The organism is Microbacterium sp. A93, assembly GCF_051842835.1.
The window spans coordinates 162,377-181,393 of record NZ_JBPXMT010000017.1 but is presented as its reverse complement, the minus strand read 5'-3'; the positions used below and the strand labels follow the sequence as shown (position 1 = coordinate 181,393).

Below are 19,017 nucleotides of genomic sequence, written 5' to 3'. Positions count from 1 at the left end.
ACCAGTGCTCCGATTGGCCGGATGGTGAGGGATGCGGAATCAGTTGAAGAGCGAAGGCTCCGTCTGGTGATGGTTCGCGACCGGTTTGTCGCACCTGGCGAGTAGCACCTTGGACGCCTCCACCCATTCCTCGATCTTCGGCTGGAAAAGATCCGTGACCCGGCCCCGGTAGGCGGGCTCGGCGATCGGCCTGGCCGCGTCGCGGGCCGCGACGTGACGGGCAACCGTGGGATGCGAGCAGCCAGTTAGTTCGGCGCGGCGCGGCGCGCAAGGATCCGGTCAGACCGTATGCCTCAAGAAATTCCATGATTTCTCCGTCAAACTTCATTCGGGGCCTCTTCCCGGGCTGTTGGTGTGGCTAGACACCGTCATCAAATCCCAGGAAGGGGCCCCACCGCGTAAGCAGCAGGGTTCAGAAATTGAAGTGGGCAGATCTCATGCCCACCGGAGGGCAGTTCTACTGGCCGTCAGTGGGCAGTTCCATAGCCGCCTGTGGGCAGTTTGTCATGGCCGCTGACACGGGCTGCCGGTCTATTTCGCCGATCCGAAGAGCCCCTGGCAACGCGGCAGCAATGAGCATCTCAACGGACTCCTACGCCAGTACTTCCCCAAGGGCACAGATCTCTCTAGGTGGAGCGCGGCGGAGATCGCCGCTGTCGCAGCCGCGATCAAGAACCGCCCGAGAGAAATCCGCGACTGGCGCACCCCCGCCGAAGCCTTCACTGAGCTACTACGATCGAGCTCACAAACAATCGTTGCGACGACCGGTTGAATACGGCCAATTTCGATCACGGAAATTCGTCAAAGCGCTCAAGCGCCACAAGCTACTCGGATCGATGGGACGGGTCGGCGCAGCGGGTGACAATGCGGCAATGGAGAGCTTCTTTCGCCTGCTGCAGAAGAACGTCCTCGACCGGCACCCCTGGAACAGCAGACTGCAGCTGCGACTCGCGATCGTGCAATGGATCGAAGGGACCTACCACCGCAAACGCCGACTCAGGAAACTGACCCCCATCGAGTTCGAGACCATAATGATGGATGCCGTCGCCCTGGCGGTATAAACCCCGGACTCAACCGAACCTTCAGCAGACCCCCGACATGCTCAAGGACGCGAAGGACGACATCCTTGTGTTCTGAGGGTTCCCGCCGGAGCACTCGCGGCAGATCTGGTCCACGAACCCATACACCTGGAATCTGTCGCGATCTCGAACCCCGGATTCACGCGGATTCGATCAGGTCGAGCTCCCGACTCGATCAGATGGATCGGAGTCAATTTGACTCAGTTGTTGCCACGGCATTGCCAATTCGTTCTCATCACCGCACGCTCACACACACGCTAAACGGTCGAGGACAGGATCGGCTCAAGGCGCCCTCGGCGTACCATTCTTGTGCCACCTGCAACAATCTTGTTACACTCGTCACATGGATGTTGCAAAGCTGATCAATGAGATGGGTCGCACACCGAGCGCGACCGCTCGGGCGACCGGCCTCTCGCGCATGACTGTGCACCGGCTACGTGATGGGGTGTCGTCGCCGACCCTCGCGACCCTGCGCGAGCTCGCTTTGGCGGCTGGCTACGACATCGACGTAAGCCTCGTGCCAGCGAGCGATCCGGCAGCTGCCGTGGCGGCCCGCGTGATGGCCGATCCTGCGACTCCGCCGCTGGATCACCTCGAGGAGTGGGGAATGACTGACCCGGGTGATGTCGAGGCCATCTCGACGTGGGTGACCCGACTCGAGCGTCAGGGCGGCCACGACCCGAAGCGTCTGCTGGAGCTAGCCGGCAGGTCTTCAGCTCCGCAGCACCGCAAGGGTGCCCGGTTCTTTGCCCCGAAGCCGGGGCTCACACAGGAGCAGATCGTTGAGATCGCCAACAGCGCCCTCGGGGGCCTGACCGGAGCGCTCTCGGGTGTGGCCGCCGCGCGGGTCTACCTCGGCCATGCACCGGATCCGGGGCCAGTGGTGTCCTGGACGAACGACCTCGCTGCGGTGGCCCAGCGGCTGGCTTCGACACTGCGCGAGGCCGACGAATACCAGCCAGCAGGCGTCCTCCTGGCGCCGACGATGCCCGCATACTTCATCGACATGATGATGCCCCCGGCGTGGGACCACCAGATCGTCTCGCCGATTCAGGCGGCGATCGACCTGTACGGTCTCGGATACGAGGAGCTGGCGAACGAGATCACGGAAGGGTGGTGACTGGTGATGAGCGACGACAAGAACGAGAAGCGCGCCCCCGAGCAGAAGTGGGGCACAACCTCGCGGGACTTCGCCCGACGTGCAGCGGAGAACAGAGCGCGACACGGGGCGGGCCCGAGCACCCGTGGCCCCTTGGGCGGAGATGCCTCGCGTCAGCTGCGAACGGGCCGGATCACGTGGCGGCCGGGCGCAGCCAACTTCGAGCTGATCAGGCCCTCCGACGTCGAGCTCTCTCTCTTCCGGTTGAAGAAGTCGCTGCCGGAGTTGGTCTGGAACGCGGCCGCCCTCGAAGGTAACACCTTCACGCTGCCGCAGGTGCAGACGCTGCTCGATGGTGTCACCGTCGGTGGGAAGAGGCTCGAGGAAGCCGAGCAGATCCTGGCGCTGAGCGAAGGCATGAACCTCATGATCAGCGACGTGCGCGACGGGACGTTCGCTCTAAATAAGGAGACTTCCGACCGTATCCACGGGATCGTGGCCAAGCATGAAGCGATCGAATCGGGCAGCTTCCGTGGCGAGGGAAGCGTGAACGGCGGCGGTGCTGTGCGCCTCGCTGGCGGCGGCACCGTCGGCGGCGACCCGACTGGGGAGGGCGGGGAGCAGTTGCAGGCCGACTACACGAATCTGCTCGCCGCTCTCGGCACCCTCCGCGACCCGAGAGCGCGCGCGCTGGTGTATTTCGCCTCGGCGACCCGGTCACAGTTCTACTTCGATGGGAACAAGCGGACGGCCAGAATCATGATGACCGGCGCGCTGATCAAGTCCGGCTTCGAGCCAGTGAACATCCCGTACGCGAGGCAGGAGGAGTTCAACGTCGCGCTCGACGAGCTCTTCAGGACCGACGATGGCACCAGGCTCATCGACTTCCTCACCACCTGCACGATGTTCGACACGATGTTCGACACGAGGTGAGATCCCGGAGCGGCATACAGTGGGTGCCGAAGGCGCCCCGCCATTGGTCCGTACGTGTCAGGGTCGAGTGAGTGCACAAGGGCCGCGCGCTGAGGCCGCGAGGCCATCGAAATCGGATTCGACTGCACTCAAGTGTTACCACTAACGTTGCCACGCGGAACCCCGACCGTGGGGCGGATGCCCACGGTAAGCAGCACGGCATACTGTTTCGGATGCCGCATGCCATGAGTGACATAGCCCTCGATCCGCAGAATTCCGCGGGTCAAGGTGGAACACCTGTTCGATCATGCGCGTCGCGGCGAGACGGCAACGCCGCCACTATCGGACCGTTTCGCACTCAAATGTGGCCACGGGCGTTGCCACGCACGACTCTAGACATGGGGGCTATCGGCCAAAACGTGTGGATGGGATCTTGATATAGGCGCGTGATTCCGGGGTGAAACGGGGTTTGTCTTACTCCGGCAGGATTAGTTGTGCCGGAAGCATCGAACTCGACCGTCTGTGGTGTATGTACGAGCAAGCTCGTCAAGAACGGGCGCACCGCGGCCGGAACGCAACGCTGGCGGTGCCCGGAATGCGGGGCGTCATCGGTGCGGAAACGGCCGGACCTGTCCCGTATGCATGACCTCGATGCGTTCGTGGACTGGCTGCTCGGCAAAGCGTCCCAGGCCGAGATGGATGGCACCACGACTGGCCGCTCATTCCGCCGTCGTATCGCGTGGTGCTGGAGCGTCATCCCGGTCATGCCCGTGACGGGTGAGATCTTCGATGAGGTCCAGCTCGATGGGTTCAATCTCCGGACCGGGTGGTGTCTGCTGGTCGCGAGCGTCAACGCGAAACCCGTCGCATACCAATGGGCAGGATCCGAGAACCAGGCCGCATGGTCAGCGCTACTCACCCAACTGCCCGCACCGACGGTTGTCGTCTCTGACGGCGCGTCCGGGCTGAAAGGCGCACTCGCGGAACACTGGCCCGACACCCGCATCCAACGGTGCCTGGTCCACGTGCAACGCAACGTCCGCAGATACGTCACCTCACGCGCGAAAACACCCGCTGGCCGGGCATTGTGGGGACTCGCGTTGAAACTCACCAGGGTGAAGACCCTGGATGGCATGAACGCGTGGATCCTGCTGCTCAGCAGGTGGGAAGCGCAGTTCCTGCCACTGACGAAACAGCGCACCTATGCCTCTTCCCGCGTGGCCCCGCCGCCCTGGGCACGGCCCGGACAGAAATGGTGGTTCACCCATCAAAGACTCCGTTCCGGGCACCAGGTCCTGGCCCGCCTCGTCAAAGCCGGCCACCTGTTCACGTTCCTTGACCCCGCCCTGGACGGCATCAAGATCTCGTCCACGACGAACCAGATCGAGGGCGGCATCAACTCGCCCATGCGTGATCTCCTCAAACGACACCGAGGACTCAACGAGCACCACCAGAAACGCGCACTGGAGTGGTGGCTCTACACGCACTGCCCGACCCCACGGCCAACAGCAACGATGCTGCAACACCACAACGAAATGCCCGTCCAGAACGTTGACGCCGACAGCGAGATCGACACCACCAACGAGTTCAACGAACCCGACTTCTACGGACCCGCACTCACCGCCGAAGAAGGCCTCTGGCACCGCTCAGGATGGACCCGCGGACGATGACACGCCCGACCCCATCCACACGTTTTGGCCTATAACCCGGACATGGAAAAACCCCTGATGAACAGGGGTTTTTCTGGCGGTGACGGTGGGATTTGAACCCACGGTAGGGGTGAACCTACACAACATTTCGAGTGTTGCACCTTCGGCCGCTCGGACACGTCACCGCGAATGAGTTTACGCGACGGCAGGCCGTCGCGCGAATCGGCGCTTTGCGGGCGCGAAACGGGCATTGCTGCATGAGAAAGGACTAGGCAACTCCTGTCTCGTGCGGGAAACGTCGCCTCGCTGCCTGACTGAGATTACGGCGAGTTAGGATGGCCTTACGGATGGACGGAGACGCCGGTCCGGAAAGGGTGCGCCATGAGCTTCATCACGTCAGCAGCGTTGGAGGAGACGGGATACGTCGTCCTCGATCGGTACGCCGATCCTATCGATCCCGCCGAGTGGCAGGATCTCGAGTACGTCGGCTGGCGTTCCTCCGGCATCACCCGATTTGCACCGCTGACCAGCTACGCCGGCGAAGTCGAATGCAACGGCTTCTGGAACCAGACCCCGCCGCGCACCGACAAGGATGGGGTCTGGATTCCGAGCCAGGTCGAGAAGGCCCCCACTCTCACCGAGCTTGCCCAGGAGCCCGGCACGAACATCGGCCGCTGCCGTGTGATCGAACTGCAGCCGAACACTTACGCCGACGCGGTCTACAACCTGCACCAGGACGACAACAACCGCCTGAACGAGGATGGCAGCGGATGGGTCGTCCGCTCGTTCATTAACCTCACCGACGACCCAGACTCAATGTTGATCCTGCGCGAAGACCGCTTCGACCCCGCGACCGAGGTCAGGATGGCACTACCCGCCGGAACCCGCGCCATCGTCGACACCCAGCGCTTTTGGCACGCCGTGTGGCACCGAGGCGCCACCCCGCGATACTCGCTGATCACATCGTGGACCTCCGGCCCCGAGCTCGACACCTACATCTCCACGCACAACGGCGACCAGCATCCGCGGAGCGTCGCGATCGATCAGCAGACCATTGACGAGGCGCAGGTCGAACTGCACCGTCGCATCGAAGAGCGCCGCCGCGCCTTCGAGGCACAGGGGATCGTCATGGAGCCTCCGGTCGAGCTGTATTACTGAGCGTCACCCTGCGACGAAGGCAGCGAGGTTCCGCAGCGACGATGTGAGCCCCGCGACATGATCCGCTGCGGAGATGCCATCCGGAACATCTTCCGCACGGAAGACGACCTCGCTGCCGGTGCCGCGCGCAATGGCCTCCCACGTCATCCGCATGGTCCCCGCGAACGCCGGATCGTCCGATTCGAACTCGACATCTGCGACGACGCGAACACCAGGCGTCACCTCGACGTACTTCCCCTCGACCACGTCCTCGTCCGCGCTGCTCTTGCCGGGAGCATCCGTGGTGTCCAAATAGGTGAGCACGATCCGATAGTCACCGCCGGTCCGCGCGTCCAGGCGCTCCACTCGCCCCGACATGCCGTCCGGCGGCAGCCAGCGTGCCAGCGCCGCCGGGTCGATGAACGCCGCGTAGACCTGCTCCGGCGACGCGCTGATCAGAAGACGTGCTTCGTCGATTCGCCCCATGCCGAGAGGCTACGCCCCCGTTATCGAAGAAGCCATCGGCTGCGACCGCCCGGTCAGAGCGTGCGCCCTGCCTCGATGTGCACGACGCGATCAACCGTTCCTGCCGGCGGATCGACGTGCGAGATCAGCAGCACCGACTGCTCACCCGCCGCTTCCAGCAGATCACGCAGCAGCGCCTCGGATGCCTCGGGATCAACCCCGGCGGTCGGCTCATCCAGCACGAGCACCGGAAACCCGCGCAACAGCGCACGCGCCAGCGCGATCCGCTGCGCTTGCCCACCTGAGACCAGTGCCCCGCGGTCACCGACGCGCGCATCCAGTCCGCCGTGCTCCCGTGTCCAGTCTCCGAGACCCACCCGGCCCAGGACGGCGAGCAGCTCGTCGTCCGTCGCCGTGTCGCGGGCGAACAGCAGATTCTGCCGAATGTCCTCATCGAACAGCTGCGGACTCTGCTCGCACAGGCCGATGGTGCGTCGAAGCGCGGGGCCCGACAGCGCCGAGGCATCCGTCTCGCCAATCGTGTACTCGCCCTCTGATCGCAGAAATCCGACCAGCACCGACGCGAGCGAACTCTTGCCCGCGCCGCTCGGCCCGCTGAGAAGCACGCGCTCTCCCACACCGAGATCCAGCGACACTCCGCGTAACGCCGGCGCACCGCCCGGCCACGATGCCCGCACATCGCGCAACCGCAGTGCGGTACCGGCCGGCGCTTCGTCTGTGCCGGCATCCGTCCGCAGCTCCGCAGGAATCGACGACGGCAGCACATCGACCACACGCTGGGCGCTCGAGCGCACACTCCGCCAGGATGCCGCCGCAATCGGCACCGCGCCGAATACCTCGAAGACCACCATCGGCACGAGCACGACGACGGCCAGCCACGGGCCATCGATCGCGCCGGTGACCAGCCCCGGGGATGCCGCGGCAACAGCCCACACCGATGCGACGCCCGCGAGCATCGAGACGACCCCCGCGGCGATCGCCTGCGCCAGCGAAGCACGGGTGACCGTGCGGCGCAGCACGGCATCCGCTCGCTCAATCCGGTCACGTGCCTGCGGCTCAGCGCCGTATGCCAGCAGCACGTCGAGGCTGCCGAAGTAGTCGACGAGGGATGCGGACAGCTCCGCCCGCTGCAGCGACACGCGCTCTTCTGCACGAGACCCGAACACCCATCCGAGTCCGATCGCAACGACAGCCGCGGCCACGAGACAGGCGGCCAGGGTGAGAGCTGCAGGAGGCGAGACGAACGCGATGAATCCCACGGCTCCGGCCGCGACGACCGTCGCCACCGCAAGCGGCTGCACCACACGCAGCGGCAGATTCTGCAGATTCTCCACGTCGTCGACGAGCGCCGAGAGCACCTGCCCACGATCGGTCTCGCCGAGGCCTGCCGGCGAGAGTGGGATGAGTCTGCGCACCATGTCAGAGCGCGTGCTGGCGAGCTGACGCAGCGCGGCATCGTGCCCGGACAGCCGCTCGAGGTACCGGAACACCGCACGCGACACCGCGAAGAACCGCACTCCGACGACGGCGATCGACAGCGGCACCAGAGAGTCGACGATCGAGGCGCTGATGATCAGCCATCCACTCACTGCCAGCAGCGAAACTGCGGCACCGGCCGAGAGCACACCCCAGATGAGCCCGGGCAGGAACCGCCGCACCGGAGGCTGCGCGAGGCGGAGGACATCGCTGACCTTCACGCCCTCACCCCCAGCTCTGAGCCTGTCGAAAGAGTGACAATCTGATCCGCAATCTCCCGCGCGGAGCGGCGGTGAGACACGAGCAGGATCGTCGCACCGGCATCCGCTCTCTCGCGCAGCGACTGCCACAGGCGTTCTTCGGTGTCGGCATCCAGTGCGCTCGAGGGTTCGTCCAGCATCAGCACACGCGCGGGATTCGCCGCATGCCGATACAGCGCCCGCGCGATGGCGACGCGCTGCGCCTGCCCGCCGGACAGCCCGCTCCCCTGCACACCGAGTTCCTGCGCGGGATCGAGATCGCCAGCGCATGCGGCATCAAGAGCCTCCCGAACCCCGGCAAATGAGGGGGCCGGATCGCCCAGAGTCACGTTCGACGCGATCGTGCCCTGCATCAGCTGCGCCGACTGTCCTACCCAGGCGAGCCAATCGGCTGGGGACAGAGTACGAACATCCTCGCCAGCGAACACCGCCGAGCCTTCGAACGCCACCGCGCCGCGCAGCGCCGCCAGCAGACTCGACTTGCCCGCGCCGCTCGGCCCCTCGATCAGCGTGAGCGTGCCCGGCAAAGCAGTGAATGAGACGGGCGGAAGGTCGCGGACACGGAGGTCAGTTGCGCACAACTCCGGATTGCCGGGCTCCTCGCGGGCCGAAAGCCCTCGAGAACCAGCATCTGCGGCGATTTCTCCGGAGTTATGCGGGACCGATGCCTCATCCAGCACCTCGAAGATGTCCTCGGTCGCTGCGACGCCCTCCGACGCGGCGTGAAACTGCACCCCCACCTGACGAATCGGCAGAAACGCCTCGGGCGCCAGCAGCAGCACGAACAGCCCGACCTCGAGCGACATGTCTCCCGCCAGCAGCCGAAATCCCACCGTCACCGCGATCAGCGCGACAGCGAGCGAAGCGAGCAGCTCCATCGCGAAGCCGGAGAGGAACGAGAACCGCAGCACCTTCATCGTCTCGCGGCGGTACTGCTCGGCCGTGACCTCGATCTGGGATGCTGCGCGTCGCTCGCGTCCGAAGAGCCGCAGCGTCGCAAGCCCCTGCACGGTGTCGGCGAAACGTGCGGCCAGCTGCTGCAGCGTCTGCCATTGCTTGCGCTGAACAGTGCGCGTCGCAATGCCGATGAGGACGAGGAACAGCGGGATCAGCGGCAACGTGATCGTCGCGATCAGGCCGCTCGGCCAGTCGTACCACCACATCACCAACACCAGCACTGGCGTCGCGATCACGGTCAACACGAGCTGCGGCAGATACCGCGCGAAGTAGGTGTCCAGCGCTTCGAGACCGTGGCCGGCGGTCACTGCCAGGGATGCCTGGTTGCGCTGCGCCAGCCAGCCGGGCCCCAGCTTCCCCACGGCACCGATCAACGCGGAGCGCAGCTGCATTCCGGTCTTCGCCGCGGCCGCAGAACCTGCAGCGTCCGCGGCGGCGATCAGACCGCCGCGTACCAGTGCCAGTGCCAGCAGCCAGATCAGCGACGCCGCAACAGAACGACCGGCGAGGGCTCCGGTGATGGCATCCGTCAAGAACCAGGCGAAGGCGATGACCACGATGGTCTGCAGCACGCCGATGAACGCTGCGAGGACGAAGAATCCCCGCGCGGCACCGGCGTACTTCAGCAGCCTCGGATCGACGGGTTTCACGTGTGCGCCGGAGCCCCTTCGATCGACGGCCCTTCAATCGATGGCCCCTCGATGGAGGCGCGGGTGACGCGCTTGCGGAACACCCAGTACGTCCACCCCTGATAGAGCAGTACCAACGGCATGGCGGCCAGCGCCGTCCAGCTCATGATCTGCAGCGTGTACTGCGTGCTCGACGCGTTCTCGATCGTGAGGCTGAAGGCCGGATCGATCGTCGATGGCATCACGTTCGGGAACAGCGCCGCGAACAGTGTGACGACCGCGAACAGTGTGGTCGCTGCCCCAAAGCTGAACGCCCAGCCCTCGCGCCCGCGCAGGTTCATGACGATGGACAGCACCAGCGACACCGCAGCGAGCGCGGCCAGCACGAGCACCACGAGAGAGAAGTGCGCGACGACAGTCCAGACCAGGAATACTGCTGCAATGACCAAGGTCAACAGCCCTGAGCGGAAGGCCAGTCGACGAGCATCCGCTCGCAATTGACCATCGGTCTTCAATGCAATGAACGTCGCCCCGTGTGTGAAGAACAGCAGCAGCGTGGTGAGGCCGCCGAGAAGTCCGTAGGGGTTCAGCAGGTCGAACATGGTTCCCACGTACACATGCCGCTCGTCCAAGGCGACGCCCTGCACGATGTTCGCGAAGGCGACTCCCCACAGGAATGCGGGCACGGCAGAGCCGATCACGATCATCCGATCGAAGCCGGCCTTCCAGCGGGCGCTCTCACGTTGGTGCCGAAATTCGAACGAGACGCCGCGCAGGATGAGCGTGAGCAGGATGAGCAGCAGCGGTAGGTAGAAGCCGCTGAACAGCGAGGCGTACCACTCGGGGAACGACGCGAACAGGCAGGCGCCGGCGACGATGAGCCAGGTCTCGTTGAGGTCCCAGACCGGACCGATGGTGTTGATGATCTGACGGCGCGAGACGTCGTCGCGGTCCTTACCGACGCCGCCGAGGAACGGCAGCGACATGCCCACGCCGAAGTCGAAGCCGTCGAGAACGAAGTAGCCGACGAAGAAGAAGGCGATGAGCCCGAACCACAGCACTTGGAGATCCATGTTCTGTTCCTTCCTTCTCAGTACACGACCGACGGCAGCTGGGCCGTCTCGCCATCAGGTTGCTCGGTGGTGTCCGGACCCTTCTGCGCCGCCCTGATGATGAGGCGGACTTCGACGACGGCGAGCGCCGCATAAATCGCAGTGAAGGCGACGAGCGAGATCAGCACTTCCAGGCCGGAGGTACCGGGCGAGACACCGTCTCTGGTCGTCATCAAACCGAACACGAGCCAGGGTTGGCGCCCCATCTCGGTGAAGACCCATCCGACGATATTGGCCAGCAATGCGAGCGGGTACGACCAGATCGCGATCTTCCACATCCACTTGGCGACCGGCTTCTTCGCACCGCGACGGGTGAACCAGAGCCCGGCAAGCGCGATCAGGGCGTGCAGCATGCCGAGGCCGATCATCCAGCGGAAGGCCCAGTAGGTGATCCACAGCACCGGTGCGAAGTTCGTGATGCCACTGTCGGCGAACTGCACCGCATATTCGGCGTTGAGATCGTTGATGCCGTGCACGCACGCGTCGAGGGTGTGTGTCGACAACAGCGACAGCAGATACGGCACCCGGAGCGAGAACAGCTCCGAGCTGCCATCCGGGGTTCCGAGCGTGAACAGGCTGAATGAGGCATCCGGCCCGCAGACGGTGTTGAACGTCGCCTCGGCCGCCGCCATCTTCATCGGCTGCGCCACGTACATCGCGAGTCCCAGCTGGTCACCAGACAGCGCCACCCCGACGGTGGAGACGAGCATCCCCCACAGGCCGAACTTCAGCGAGACGCGCATCGTGTCGGTGTGCTGACCGCGCATGAGATGCCACGCGGAGACCGAGATGATGACACCGGCGGCGAACATGAACGCGCCGAAGATTGTGTGCGGGAAGGCGGCGAGCGCGACCGGGTTGGTCAGCAGAGCCCAGATATCGACGAGTTCGGCGCGGTTGGTCTCGGGGTTGTACACGTAGCCGACCGGGTTCTGCATGAACGCGTTGGCCGCGATGATGAAATAGGCAGACAGGATGCTGCCGATGGCGACGCACCAGATCGTGGCCAAGTGGAGTTTCTGGGAGAGCTTGTCCCATCCGAAGATCCACAGGCCGATGAAGGTCGCTTCAAAGAAGAACGCGAGCAGCCCCTCGAACGCGAGCGGAGCGCCGAACACGTCGCCCACGAAGCGGGAGTAGTCCGACCAGTTCATTCCGAACTGGAACTCCTGCACGATGCCGGTGACGACGCCCATCGCGAAGTTGATGAGGAAGATCTTCCCGAAGAACCGCGTCAGGTGCAGGTACTGGACCTTTGCCGTGCGCACCCATGCCGTCTGGAAAAGCGCGGCAGACAGTGCCATACCTATCGTCAGCGGTACGAAGAGGTAGTGGTAGATGGTCGTCAGACCGAACTGCCACCGTGCGAGGATCAGCGGATCCAACCACTCCATCAGACCTACTCCTTCTCTCGGATGCCGGCAGTCCGGCATCCCTCACCTGCAGACGGCTGTTACGCCGCTACCTCCATCAACCGGAGCTGCACTGTGCACTCCTGAGGAACCTCTGGCGCGAGCACGGACTCGGCGACCAGCGGTCCGCCTGCTTCCGTGAGCACGCCCTGCATGAGGCTCAGGTGCACCCGGCACAGCACCGGGCGGTCCTCCGGCCGTGCCGCGGCGTGCGGGCACGGAGTGAGGTCTACGGTGAGCTGATCGTCGTCGATGACGGGCTCGAATCCACTCTCTTCGAGATGTTCGATGAGGGCATCCAGCTGATAGGTCGCGTCTGTGCCGAGTGCGGATGCTTCGACTGGCAGGATCCGGCGCATGATGTCGCCGCGGCGCGCGGCCGCAGTCACCTTGTCTCGGGCGACGGCGCTGGACGCGTCCGGCGCACCGGTGGCCGCACTGTACAGGGTGCGCGGGCGACCGCGAGTGGTGCGGTGCTCGGATGCTGCGATGACGTAGCCGCCCTCGATGAGCCGCTGCAGATGCTCGCGGACGGTGTTGGCGTGCAACCCCGTTGCGTCGCAAAGTTCGCCAATCGTGCGCTCGGATCGCGACTGCACCAGGTGCAGAATCTGCACCCGGGAGAAGGTCGAGATCGGACCGCAGGCGGGTCGGGCGATGGCCATATATCCAGTATTGCCAGTTCCAGAACGCGGTTCGGCCAAGAGGCCGTGAATAATCGCTTTCGGCGATAGGGATGCCGGATCCACTCGATTCGTTTACGACATGGATGCGCGCGCAACAGTCGTTTTCGACGGCCATGGCGCTGGGTGTCGGATGCCGCAGATAGCCTGGTGATATGGCCACCCGCAAACCCGCACCTCCCGCTTTCGTCTGCACCGAGTGCGGATGGACGACACCGAAGTGGGCCGGCCGTTGCGGTGAGTGCCAGCAGTGGGGCACGGTGCAGGAACAGGCCGCGAAGACGGGCATCCTCAGACAGATGAGTCCGATCGCGCCCGGCGCCGATCGGGCCGCGCGCCCCATCACACAGATCAGCACGGCCGACACGCCCCGCCGTTCCAGCGGTGTCGGCGAGTTCGATCGTGTGCTCGGCGGCGGCATCGTGCCGGGGGCTGCGATCCTGCTCAGCGGCGAACCAGGCGTCGGTAAGTCCACCCTGCTGCTCGAGGTCGCCGCTCAAGCTGCTCGCGGCGGGCGCCGTGTGCTGTACGCGAGCGCCGAGGAGTCGCAGGCTCAGGTGCGACTGCGCGCCGAGCGCACCGGTGCGCTGCACGACGAGCTGTATCTGGCCAGCGAGACTGACCTCGCCACGATTCTCGGGCACATCGACGAGGTGAAGCCGCAGCTCGTCATCGTCGACTCGGTCCAGACCGTGGCATCCTCACTGTCTGACGGTGCGGCGGGCCAGCCCAGCCAGGTGCGGGAGGTCGCTGCGACGCTGATCCGGGTGGCGAAGGAGCGGAGCCTGCCGATCATCCTGGTCGGGCATGTCACCAAGGATGGACAGGTGGCAGGTCCGCGCATTCTGGAGCACCTGGTCGACGTCGTCTGCCATTTCGAGGGCGACCGCCAGACATCACTGCGGTTCATCCGCGCGCTGAAGAATCGTTTCGGTCCGACGGATGAGGTCGGATGCTTCGAGATGACCGGCGCTGGCATCGCCGAAGTTCCGGATCCGAGCGGGCTGTTCCTGGGCCACGGCTCGACGGAGCCCGGCACGTGCGTCGCGATCTCAATGGAGGGCCGCAGAGCGCTCCCCGTCGAGGTGCAGGCACTGACCGTCGAGTCGACGGCGCCGAATCCCCGCCGGGTGGTGTCGGGACTCGACTCGGCGCGCGTGGCGATGGTGTTGGCGATCCTCGAGAAGCGTGGTCGCATCCCGACCGGAAAGCTCGACGTCTACGTGTCCACCGTCGGCGGAGTGCGGTTCATCGAACCCGCGGCAGACCTCGCGATCGCGATCGCCGTGGCGGGCTCGATCCGACAGTTCTCCGTGCCTCGCACGGTCGCGGCGGTGGGCGAGCTCAGCCTCGCAGGCGAGGTGCGAGCGGTGACGCAGGCCGCGCAGCGTCGATCCGAGGCAGCGCGGCTCGGATATGTGCAGGTCATCGATGAACGCTCGGGCACTCTCGACGCTGCGTTGAACGACGTCCGCTCGCACAGCCGCTCATCGCATCCGGCGAAGCCGCGCCGGGAAGACGCGATTCCGCCGTTCTGATCAGGCCTCGAGTGCCTTGAGTAGCTCGTCGGGCGATGCCTGCATCGGATGCGGCCCCGCGATGTCGAGGAACACCGTGGTGATCGTCTCGCGATGTGTGGTCAGAAACTTCTGCAACCAGGCTGGCGAATAGATCCCGACGCCAGGGGGAAGATTCGCCGGCTTGTGCGTCGCGTCACTGAACAGCAACAGGGCAACGTCCCCGGATACGGGATCGCGGAAGGTCCACACCTCTCCGCCGTCCAGCGGGTTATCGCGTGCGCCTGCCGTGAGCAGCGGCACCACCGTATTACCGTTGCGCAACGCCAGCGCAACCGCTGCCATGTCCTGCTTCTCGAGCGCCCGCGCGAGGGCTTCGGAGCGGAACTGCTCGGGTGCGGGTTTCTTACTCGCGGACTTCGACTTCTTTGCTGCCATGTCTCCAGCATAAAGATTGGGGCCCTCTCGAGTCGTCCAGTGGGGACTGGGGTACTCGAAAGGGCCCTCGGATTCTCGATCGGTGAAGTGTCGAAGCGCTGGGGACGCTGAATACGACGCCACTGGGGATGGCTCACACCGAATTATCTCGAGAATCTCTTCAATGGTATCCCAAAGGATGCGAAGTGTCAGCCACGGATAGCGGACTCTAAGCTTTAATACAGCAAGAACTGCCGGGTTGTTGCATCCGTGAATCCGCCGATGGAGACGGTGAGATGGTACGACGCTCCTCCGCCGGGCGCTCGCGGCCGATTCTCCTGCGCACAGGTGTCGACGTCAGAACGCGTGCGATCCCAGATGACGGGCTCGGCACTGGGCACGGACTGACCGGCCGCAAGCGTCACGACCATGCTGCTGGGGTTCTCCTGACAGTGCCGTGAGTCCCACCACAAATCGTTTCCGCTGGTGACAGTGAACTCCTGCGTGGCAGAGCCGACATCGATCGAGCAGTCCTCGGAGCCGCTGTTCGTCAGCACGATCGAGAACTCAGGCAGCGAGCCCGCCGGATAGGTCTCGGCATTCGTGGTCGCTTCGACGGTAACATCACTCGCCTGGCACGGCGCGATCCCCGGCGTCTCCTCAGCGGTCGGCTCGACGCTCGGCTCCGGGCTCGGTTCCGGAGACGGCGATTGCTCACCCGTCTCCTGTGGTGTCGACGTGGGTTGTGATGTCGAGGTGTGGTGGGTAGTGGCATCCGCCCACGGCTGCGCGATGATGAGCCACGCCCCGACTGCCAGCGCGGCGAGCAATACGAGAAGCCCAAAGAACACAGCGAGCCTGCGTCGCCGATACTTGGCGCGTGTTCTGCGACGACCTGCCATCACAGGTTCTTCAGCATCCGCATGTTCCCGAGAGTGTTCGGCTTCACATGGGCAAGGTCCAGGAACTCGGCGACACCCTCATCCGGGCTGCGCAGCAGCTGCGAGTACACGTCCGGGTCCACGATCTGTTCGCCGATCGGAGCGAACCCTCGACCGGTGAAGAATGCCGTCTCGAAGGTGAGGCAGAAGAGTCGGCTCAGGCCGAGCTCGCGCGCACGCGCCTCGAGCGATTCGACGATTTCGCGCCCGACGCCGCGATGCAGCCAGTCATCACGCACGATCAGCGTGCGCACCTCGCCGAGGTCTTCCCACATCACGTGCATTGCGCCGCACCCGATGAGCTCACCGTCTTTCTCGGCAACGATGAACTCCTGCACGGCCCCGTAGAGCACCGCAAGATCCTTGCCGAGCAGGATGCGTCGCTCGACCAGCGGCTCCAGCAGATGGTGGATGCCGAGGACGTCGGCGCTGCGCGCGGGGCGGACGGTGTACTCGTTCACCCTCCCAGCCTAAACTCGCGCCGCCTTCCCACCCGGCATTCACCTGATAGTTGCTGCGGCAACAGTTCGTCTGGGGTTCGAGACATGAGCAGAAACGAAGAAGGGCGGATGCCGAAGCATCCGCCCTTCTTCGTTTGCGAGTTACTCGCCTGAAGCTACCGCCAGGTCGGGGGTCGCGGTGATCGCGCCGCCCGTGTTGATCCCGACCGAGACCTTCTCGCCGCGCTGGCTGGTCGCGAACGTGAACTTGCCCTCCTCGAGATCTACCTTGACGTGGTCGCCGGAGTTGAGTTCCCCGTGCAGGATGCGCTCGGACAGGTGGTCCTCGATCTCACGCTGCATCGCACGACGCAGCGGGCGAGCACCGAGTGCCGGGTCGAAGCCGATCTCGATGAGGCGCTCCTTGGCCGCCTGCGACAGCTCGATCGTCATGTCACGGTCGAGCAGACGATCGCCGAGGCGCTTGGAGAACAGATCCACGATCTGCACGAGCTCCAGCTTCGACAGCTGCGGGAAGACGATGACATCGTCGACGCGGTTGAGGAACTCGGGCTTGAAGTGACGCTTGAGCTCCTCGTCGACCTTGCCCTTCATCCGCTCGTAGCTGGTCTGCGCGTTGCCCTCGACCTGGAAGCCGACGGGGCCACCGGCGATCGCGGACGATCCGAGGTTCGTGGTCATGATGATGACCGTGTTCTTGAAGTCCACGATCCGGCCCTGACCGTCGGTGAGACGGCCCTCTTCGAGGATCTGCAACAGCGAGTTGAAGATGTCGGGGTGAGCCTTCTCGATCTCGTCGAACAGCACGACGGAGAACGGCTTGCGGCGCACCTTCTCGGTGAGCTGGCCGCCCTCTTCGAAGCCGACGAACCCGGGAGGGGCACCGAACAGCCGCGACACTGTGTGCTTCTCACCGAACTCGCTCATGTCGAGCGAGATGAGCGCATCCTCATCGTCGAATAGGAACTCGGCGAGCGCCTTGGCCAGCTCGGTCTTTCCGACACCGGTGGGGCCGGCGAAGATGAACGAGCCAGAGGGACGCTTCGGGTCCTTGAGGCCGGCCCGCTGACGACGAATCGTCTTCGCGAGCGCTGCGATCGCTTCTTCCTGGCCGACGACGCGCTGGTGCAGCGCCTTCTCCATGAAGACGAGACGGCTCGATTCCTCTTCCGTCAGCTTGAACACCGGGATGCCGGTGGCCTGAGCGAGCACTTCGGCAATCAGACCCTCGTCGACGACCGCGTTCGTCGCGACGTCACCCGAACGCCACTGCTTCTCCAGGCGAAGGCGCTCGGCGAGGAGGCTCTTCTCCTCGTCACGCAGGGAGGCGGCCTTCTCGAAGTCCTGCTCCTCGCTGGCGACTTCCTTCTGCTCACGGACGGCAGCGATCTTCTCGTCGAACTCCCGCAGCTCCGGAGGGCTGGAGAGGATCGAGAGGCGCAGGCGTGCGCCAGCCTCATCGATCAGGTCGATGGCCTTGTCCGGGAGGAAGCGGTCAGCGACGTAGCGATCAGCAAGGTTCGCTGCCGCAACGATGGCGCCATCCGTGATCTGCACCTTGTGGTGGGCCTCGTAGCGATCACGCAGCCCCTTGAGGATGTTGATCGTGTGCGGGAGCGTGGGCTCCGCGACCTGGATCGACTGGAAGCGGCGCTCGAGCGCAGCATCCTTCTCGAAGTGCTTGCGGTACTCGTCAAGCGTGGTCGCACCGATCGTCTGCAGCTCACCACGGGCGAGCAGCGGCTTGAGGATGCTCGCGGCATCGATCGCGCCTTCCGCAGCACCTGCACCCACGAGGGTGTGGATCTCGTCAATGAAGACGATGATGTCGCCGCGGGTGCGGATCTCCTTGGTGACCTTCTTCAGGCGCTCCTCGAAGTCACCGCGGTAGCGGGAACCGGCGATGAGCGAGCCGAGGTCGAGCGAGTAGACCTGCTTGTCCTTCAGCGTCTCCGGGACATCACCCTTGACGATGGCCTGAGCGAGTCCCTCGACGACGGCGGTCTTGCCGACGCCTGGCTCACCGATCAGAACCGGGTTGTTCTTGGAGCGTCGGGAGAGGATCTGCATGACCCGCTCGATCTCCTTCTCGCGCCCGATCACCGGGTCGAGCTTGTTGTCGCGCGCGGCCTGGGTGAGGTTGCGACCGAACTGGTCGAGCACCGCAGAGCCTGCCTGCGTACCGCTGGACGAGTCGTTGGTCTGCGCACCGACGGCGGCGGGCTCGCGACCCGGAGCACCGGAGAGCAGCTGAATGACCTGCTGGCGCACCTTGTTCAGGTCGGCGCCGAGCTTGACGAGTACCTGAGCGGCAACGCCTTCGCCCTCACGGATGAGGCCGAGGAGGATGTGCTCGGTGCCGATGTAGTTGTGGCCGAGCTGCAGCGCTTCGCGCAGGCTCAGCTCAAGCACCTTCTTCGCGCGGGGCGTGAAGGGGATGTGGCCGGTCGGCTGCTGCTGGCCCTGACCGATGATGTCCTGCACCTGCTCGCGCACTGCGTCGAGGGAGATGCCGAGACTTTCGAGCGCCTTGGCGGCGACGCCCTCACCCTCGTGGATGAGACCGAGCAGGATGTGCTCGGTTCCGATGTAGTTGTGGTTGAGCATCTTCGCCTCTTCTTGGGCGAGGACAACCACTCGACGGGCTCGGTCCGTAAATCTCTCGAACATGCTGACTCCTTATTCGCACGGGGCGAAGACGCGGCAAGCGCCTGTACATCGAGAGTAACGACCGCACAGGGCTGGTATGCCCGTGTTCGCCGTCGGCATAGCGAGCCAGGCTGTTGACAC

Annotated in this window: 15 protein-coding genes, 1 tRNA gene and 3 pseudogenes; 7 read left to right on the top strand and 12 right to left on the bottom strand. The window is 64.7% G+C overall.

Annotation, left to right across the window (positions count from 1 at the left end; genetic code table 11):
* Positions 1 to 111 precede the first annotated feature (111 nt).
* Positions 112 to 328 (bottom strand): annotated as a pseudogene (locus ACSU1G_RS32325) (IS21 family transposase); the annotation flags it as partial.
* A 192-nt stretch (positions 329 to 520) separates the two neighbouring features.
* On the opposite strand from ACSU1G_RS32325, the pseudogene ACSU1G_RS32320 reads away from it, so the two are divergent.
* From ACSU1G_RS32320 to ACSU1G_RS32300, 5 genes and pseudogenes are all read left to right on the top strand, one after another.
* Positions 521 to 772 (top strand): annotated as a pseudogene (locus ACSU1G_RS32320) (transposase); the annotation flags it as partial.
* Positions 738 to 1,061: pseudogene (locus ACSU1G_RS32315) on the top strand (IS3 family transposase); the annotation flags it as partial. The pseudogenes ACSU1G_RS32320 and ACSU1G_RS32315, both read left to right, overlap by 35 nt.
* A gap of 361 nt (positions 1,062 to 1,422) precedes the next feature.
* Positions 1,423 to 2,199: a helix-turn-helix domain-containing protein gene (locus ACSU1G_RS32310; protein ID WP_439285387.1), complete on the top strand. Its 777-nt coding sequence runs from the start codon at positions 1,423 to 1,425 to the stop codon at positions 2,197 to 2,199.
* 6 nt (positions 2,200 to 2,205) lie between these two features.
* Entirely contained in the window at positions 2,206 to 3,111 is a 906-nt protein-coding gene (locus ACSU1G_RS32305; RefSeq protein WP_439285385.1) for a hypothetical protein, read from the top strand.
* 473 nt (positions 3,112 to 3,584) lie between these two features.
* Positions 3,585 to 4,760, top strand: a complete 1,176-nt coding sequence (locus tag ACSU1G_RS32300; RefSeq protein WP_439285383.1) for an IS1249 family transposase — start codon at positions 3,585 to 3,587, stop codon at positions 4,758 to 4,760.
* Positions 4,761 to 4,834: 74 nt separating this feature from the next.
* On the opposite strand, the gene ACSU1G_RS32295 is transcribed toward ACSU1G_RS32300, so the two are convergent.
* A tRNA-Ser gene (locus tag ACSU1G_RS32295) sits at positions 4,835 to 4,924 on the bottom strand.
* A gap of 196 nt (positions 4,925 to 5,120) precedes the next feature.
* Between ACSU1G_RS32295 and ACSU1G_RS32290 the strand changes: the two genes are divergently transcribed.
* Positions 5,121 to 5,897: a hypothetical protein gene (locus ACSU1G_RS32290; protein WP_439285381.1), complete on the top strand. Its 777-nt coding sequence runs from the start codon at positions 5,121 to 5,123 to the stop codon at positions 5,895 to 5,897.
* Positions 5,898 to 5,900: 3 nt separating this feature from the next.
* On the opposite strand, the gene ACSU1G_RS32285 is transcribed toward ACSU1G_RS32290, so the two are convergent.
* The 6 genes from ACSU1G_RS32285 to ACSU1G_RS32260 are packed head-to-tail and all read right to left on the bottom strand — an operon-like array spanning position 5,901 to position 12,873.
* A complete protein-coding gene (locus tag ACSU1G_RS32285; RefSeq protein WP_439285379.1) occupies positions 5,901 to 6,362 on the bottom strand; it encodes an SRPBCC domain-containing protein in 462 nt (153 codons plus the stop codon).
* A 53-nt stretch (positions 6,363 to 6,415) separates the two neighbouring features.
* Entirely contained in the window at positions 6,416 to 8,059 is a 1,644-nt protein-coding gene (gene cydC / locus ACSU1G_RS32280) for a thiol reductant ABC exporter subunit CydC (protein ID WP_439285377.1), read from the bottom strand.
* Positions 8,056 to 9,705 (bottom strand): thiol reductant ABC exporter subunit CydD, encoded by a 1,650-nt coding sequence (gene cydD / locus ACSU1G_RS32275; protein ID WP_439285375.1) that lies wholly within the window; start codon positions 9,703 to 9,705, stop codon positions 8,056 to 8,058. The genes cydC and cydD overlap by 4 nt, the downstream gene beginning before the upstream one ends.
* Positions 9,702 to 10,757 (bottom strand): cytochrome d ubiquinol oxidase subunit II, encoded by a 1,056-nt coding sequence (cydB, locus tag ACSU1G_RS32270; protein ID WP_439285373.1) that lies wholly within the window; start codon positions 10,755 to 10,757, stop codon positions 9,702 to 9,704. The genes cydD and cydB overlap by 4 nt, the downstream gene beginning before the upstream one ends.
* Positions 10,758 to 10,774: 17 nt before the next feature.
* Entirely contained in the window at positions 10,775 to 12,190 is a 1,416-nt protein-coding gene (locus ACSU1G_RS32265; RefSeq protein ID WP_439285371.1) for a cytochrome ubiquinol oxidase subunit I, read from the bottom strand.
* A 59-nt stretch (positions 12,191 to 12,249) separates the two neighbouring features.
* Entirely contained in the window at positions 12,250 to 12,873 is a 624-nt protein-coding gene (locus ACSU1G_RS32260) for a helix-turn-helix transcriptional regulator (protein WP_439285369.1), read from the bottom strand.
* Between the two features lie 173 nt (positions 12,874 to 13,046).
* Between ACSU1G_RS32260 and radA the strand changes: the two genes are divergently transcribed.
* Positions 13,047 to 14,429 carry a DNA repair protein RadA gene (gene radA / locus ACSU1G_RS32255; protein WP_439285367.1) on the top strand — a complete coding sequence of 461 codons (1,383 nt, stop codon included), beginning with the start codon at positions 13,047 to 13,049 and terminating at the stop codon, positions 14,427 to 14,429.
* Here radA and ACSU1G_RS32250 read toward each other — a convergent pair whose 3' ends face one another.
* The 4 genes from ACSU1G_RS32250 to ACSU1G_RS32235 all read right to left on the bottom strand — a co-directional run bounded on the left by ACSU1G_RS32250 (position 14,430) and on the right by ACSU1G_RS32235 (position 18,897).
* Positions 14,430 to 14,846: a dehydrogenase gene (locus tag ACSU1G_RS32250; protein WP_439285365.1), complete on the bottom strand. Its 417-nt coding sequence runs from the start codon at positions 14,844 to 14,846 to the stop codon at positions 14,430 to 14,432.
* Between the two features lie 215 nt (positions 14,847 to 15,061).
* Positions 15,062 to 15,727: a hypothetical protein gene (locus ACSU1G_RS32245; protein ID WP_439285363.1), complete on the bottom strand. Its 666-nt coding sequence runs from the start codon at positions 15,725 to 15,727 to the stop codon at positions 15,062 to 15,064.
* Positions 15,727 to 16,227 carry an amino-acid N-acetyltransferase gene (locus ACSU1G_RS32240; RefSeq protein ID WP_439285361.1) on the bottom strand — a complete coding sequence of 167 codons (501 nt, stop codon included), beginning with the start codon at positions 16,225 to 16,227 and terminating at the stop codon, positions 15,727 to 15,729. The genes ACSU1G_RS32245 and ACSU1G_RS32240 overlap by 1 nt, the downstream gene beginning before the upstream one ends.
* Positions 16,228 to 16,368: 141 nt before the next feature.
* A complete protein-coding gene (locus ACSU1G_RS32235) occupies positions 16,369 to 18,897 on the bottom strand; it encodes an ATP-dependent Clp protease ATP-binding subunit (protein WP_439285359.1) in 2,529 nt (842 codons plus the stop codon).
* Between the last annotated feature and the right edge of the window lie 120 nt (positions 18,898 to 19,017).

Bases quoted from the DNA above. Each gene is read 5' to 3' on its own strand.
- ACSU1G_RS32310 (WP_439285387.1), top strand. From the start codon at position 1,423: ATGGATGTTGCAAAGCTGATCAATGAGATGGGTCGCACACCGAGCGCG.
- ACSU1G_RS32305 (WP_439285385.1), top strand. From the start codon at position 2,206: ATGAGCGACGACAAGAACGAGAAGCGCGCCCCCGAGCAGAAGTGGGGC.
- ACSU1G_RS32290 (WP_439285381.1), top strand. From the start codon at position 5,121: ATGAGCTTCATCACGTCAGCAGCGTTGGAGGAGACGGGATACGTCGTC.
- ACSU1G_RS32285 (WP_439285379.1), bottom strand. From the start codon at position 6,362: ATGGGGCGAATCGACGAAGCACGTCTTCTGATCAGCGCGTCGCCGGAG.
- cydB (WP_439285373.1), bottom strand. From the start codon at position 10,757: ATGGATCTCCAAGTGCTGTGGTTCGGGCTCATCGCCTTCTTCTTCGTC.
- ACSU1G_RS32265 (WP_439285371.1), bottom strand. From the start codon at position 12,190: ATGGAGTGGTTGGATCCGCTGATCCTCGCACGGTGGCAGTTCGGTCTG.
- ACSU1G_RS32260 (WP_439285369.1), bottom strand. From the start codon at position 12,873: ATGGCCATCGCCCGACCCGCCTGCGGTCCGATCTCGACCTTCTCCCGG.
- radA (WP_439285367.1), top strand. From the start codon at position 13,047: ATGGCCACCCGCAAACCCGCACCTCCCGCTTTCGTCTGCACCGAGTGC.
- ACSU1G_RS32250 (WP_439285365.1), bottom strand. From the start codon at position 14,846: ATGGCAGCAAAGAAGTCGAAGTCCGCGAGTAAGAAACCCGCACCCGAG.
- ACSU1G_RS32245 (WP_439285363.1), bottom strand. From the start codon at position 15,727: ATGGCAGGTCGTCGCAGAACACGCGCCAAGTATCGGCGACGCAGGCTC.
- ACSU1G_RS32235 (WP_439285359.1), bottom strand. From the start codon at position 18,897: ATGTTCGAGAGATTTACGGACCGAGCCCGTCGAGTGGTTGTCCTCGCC.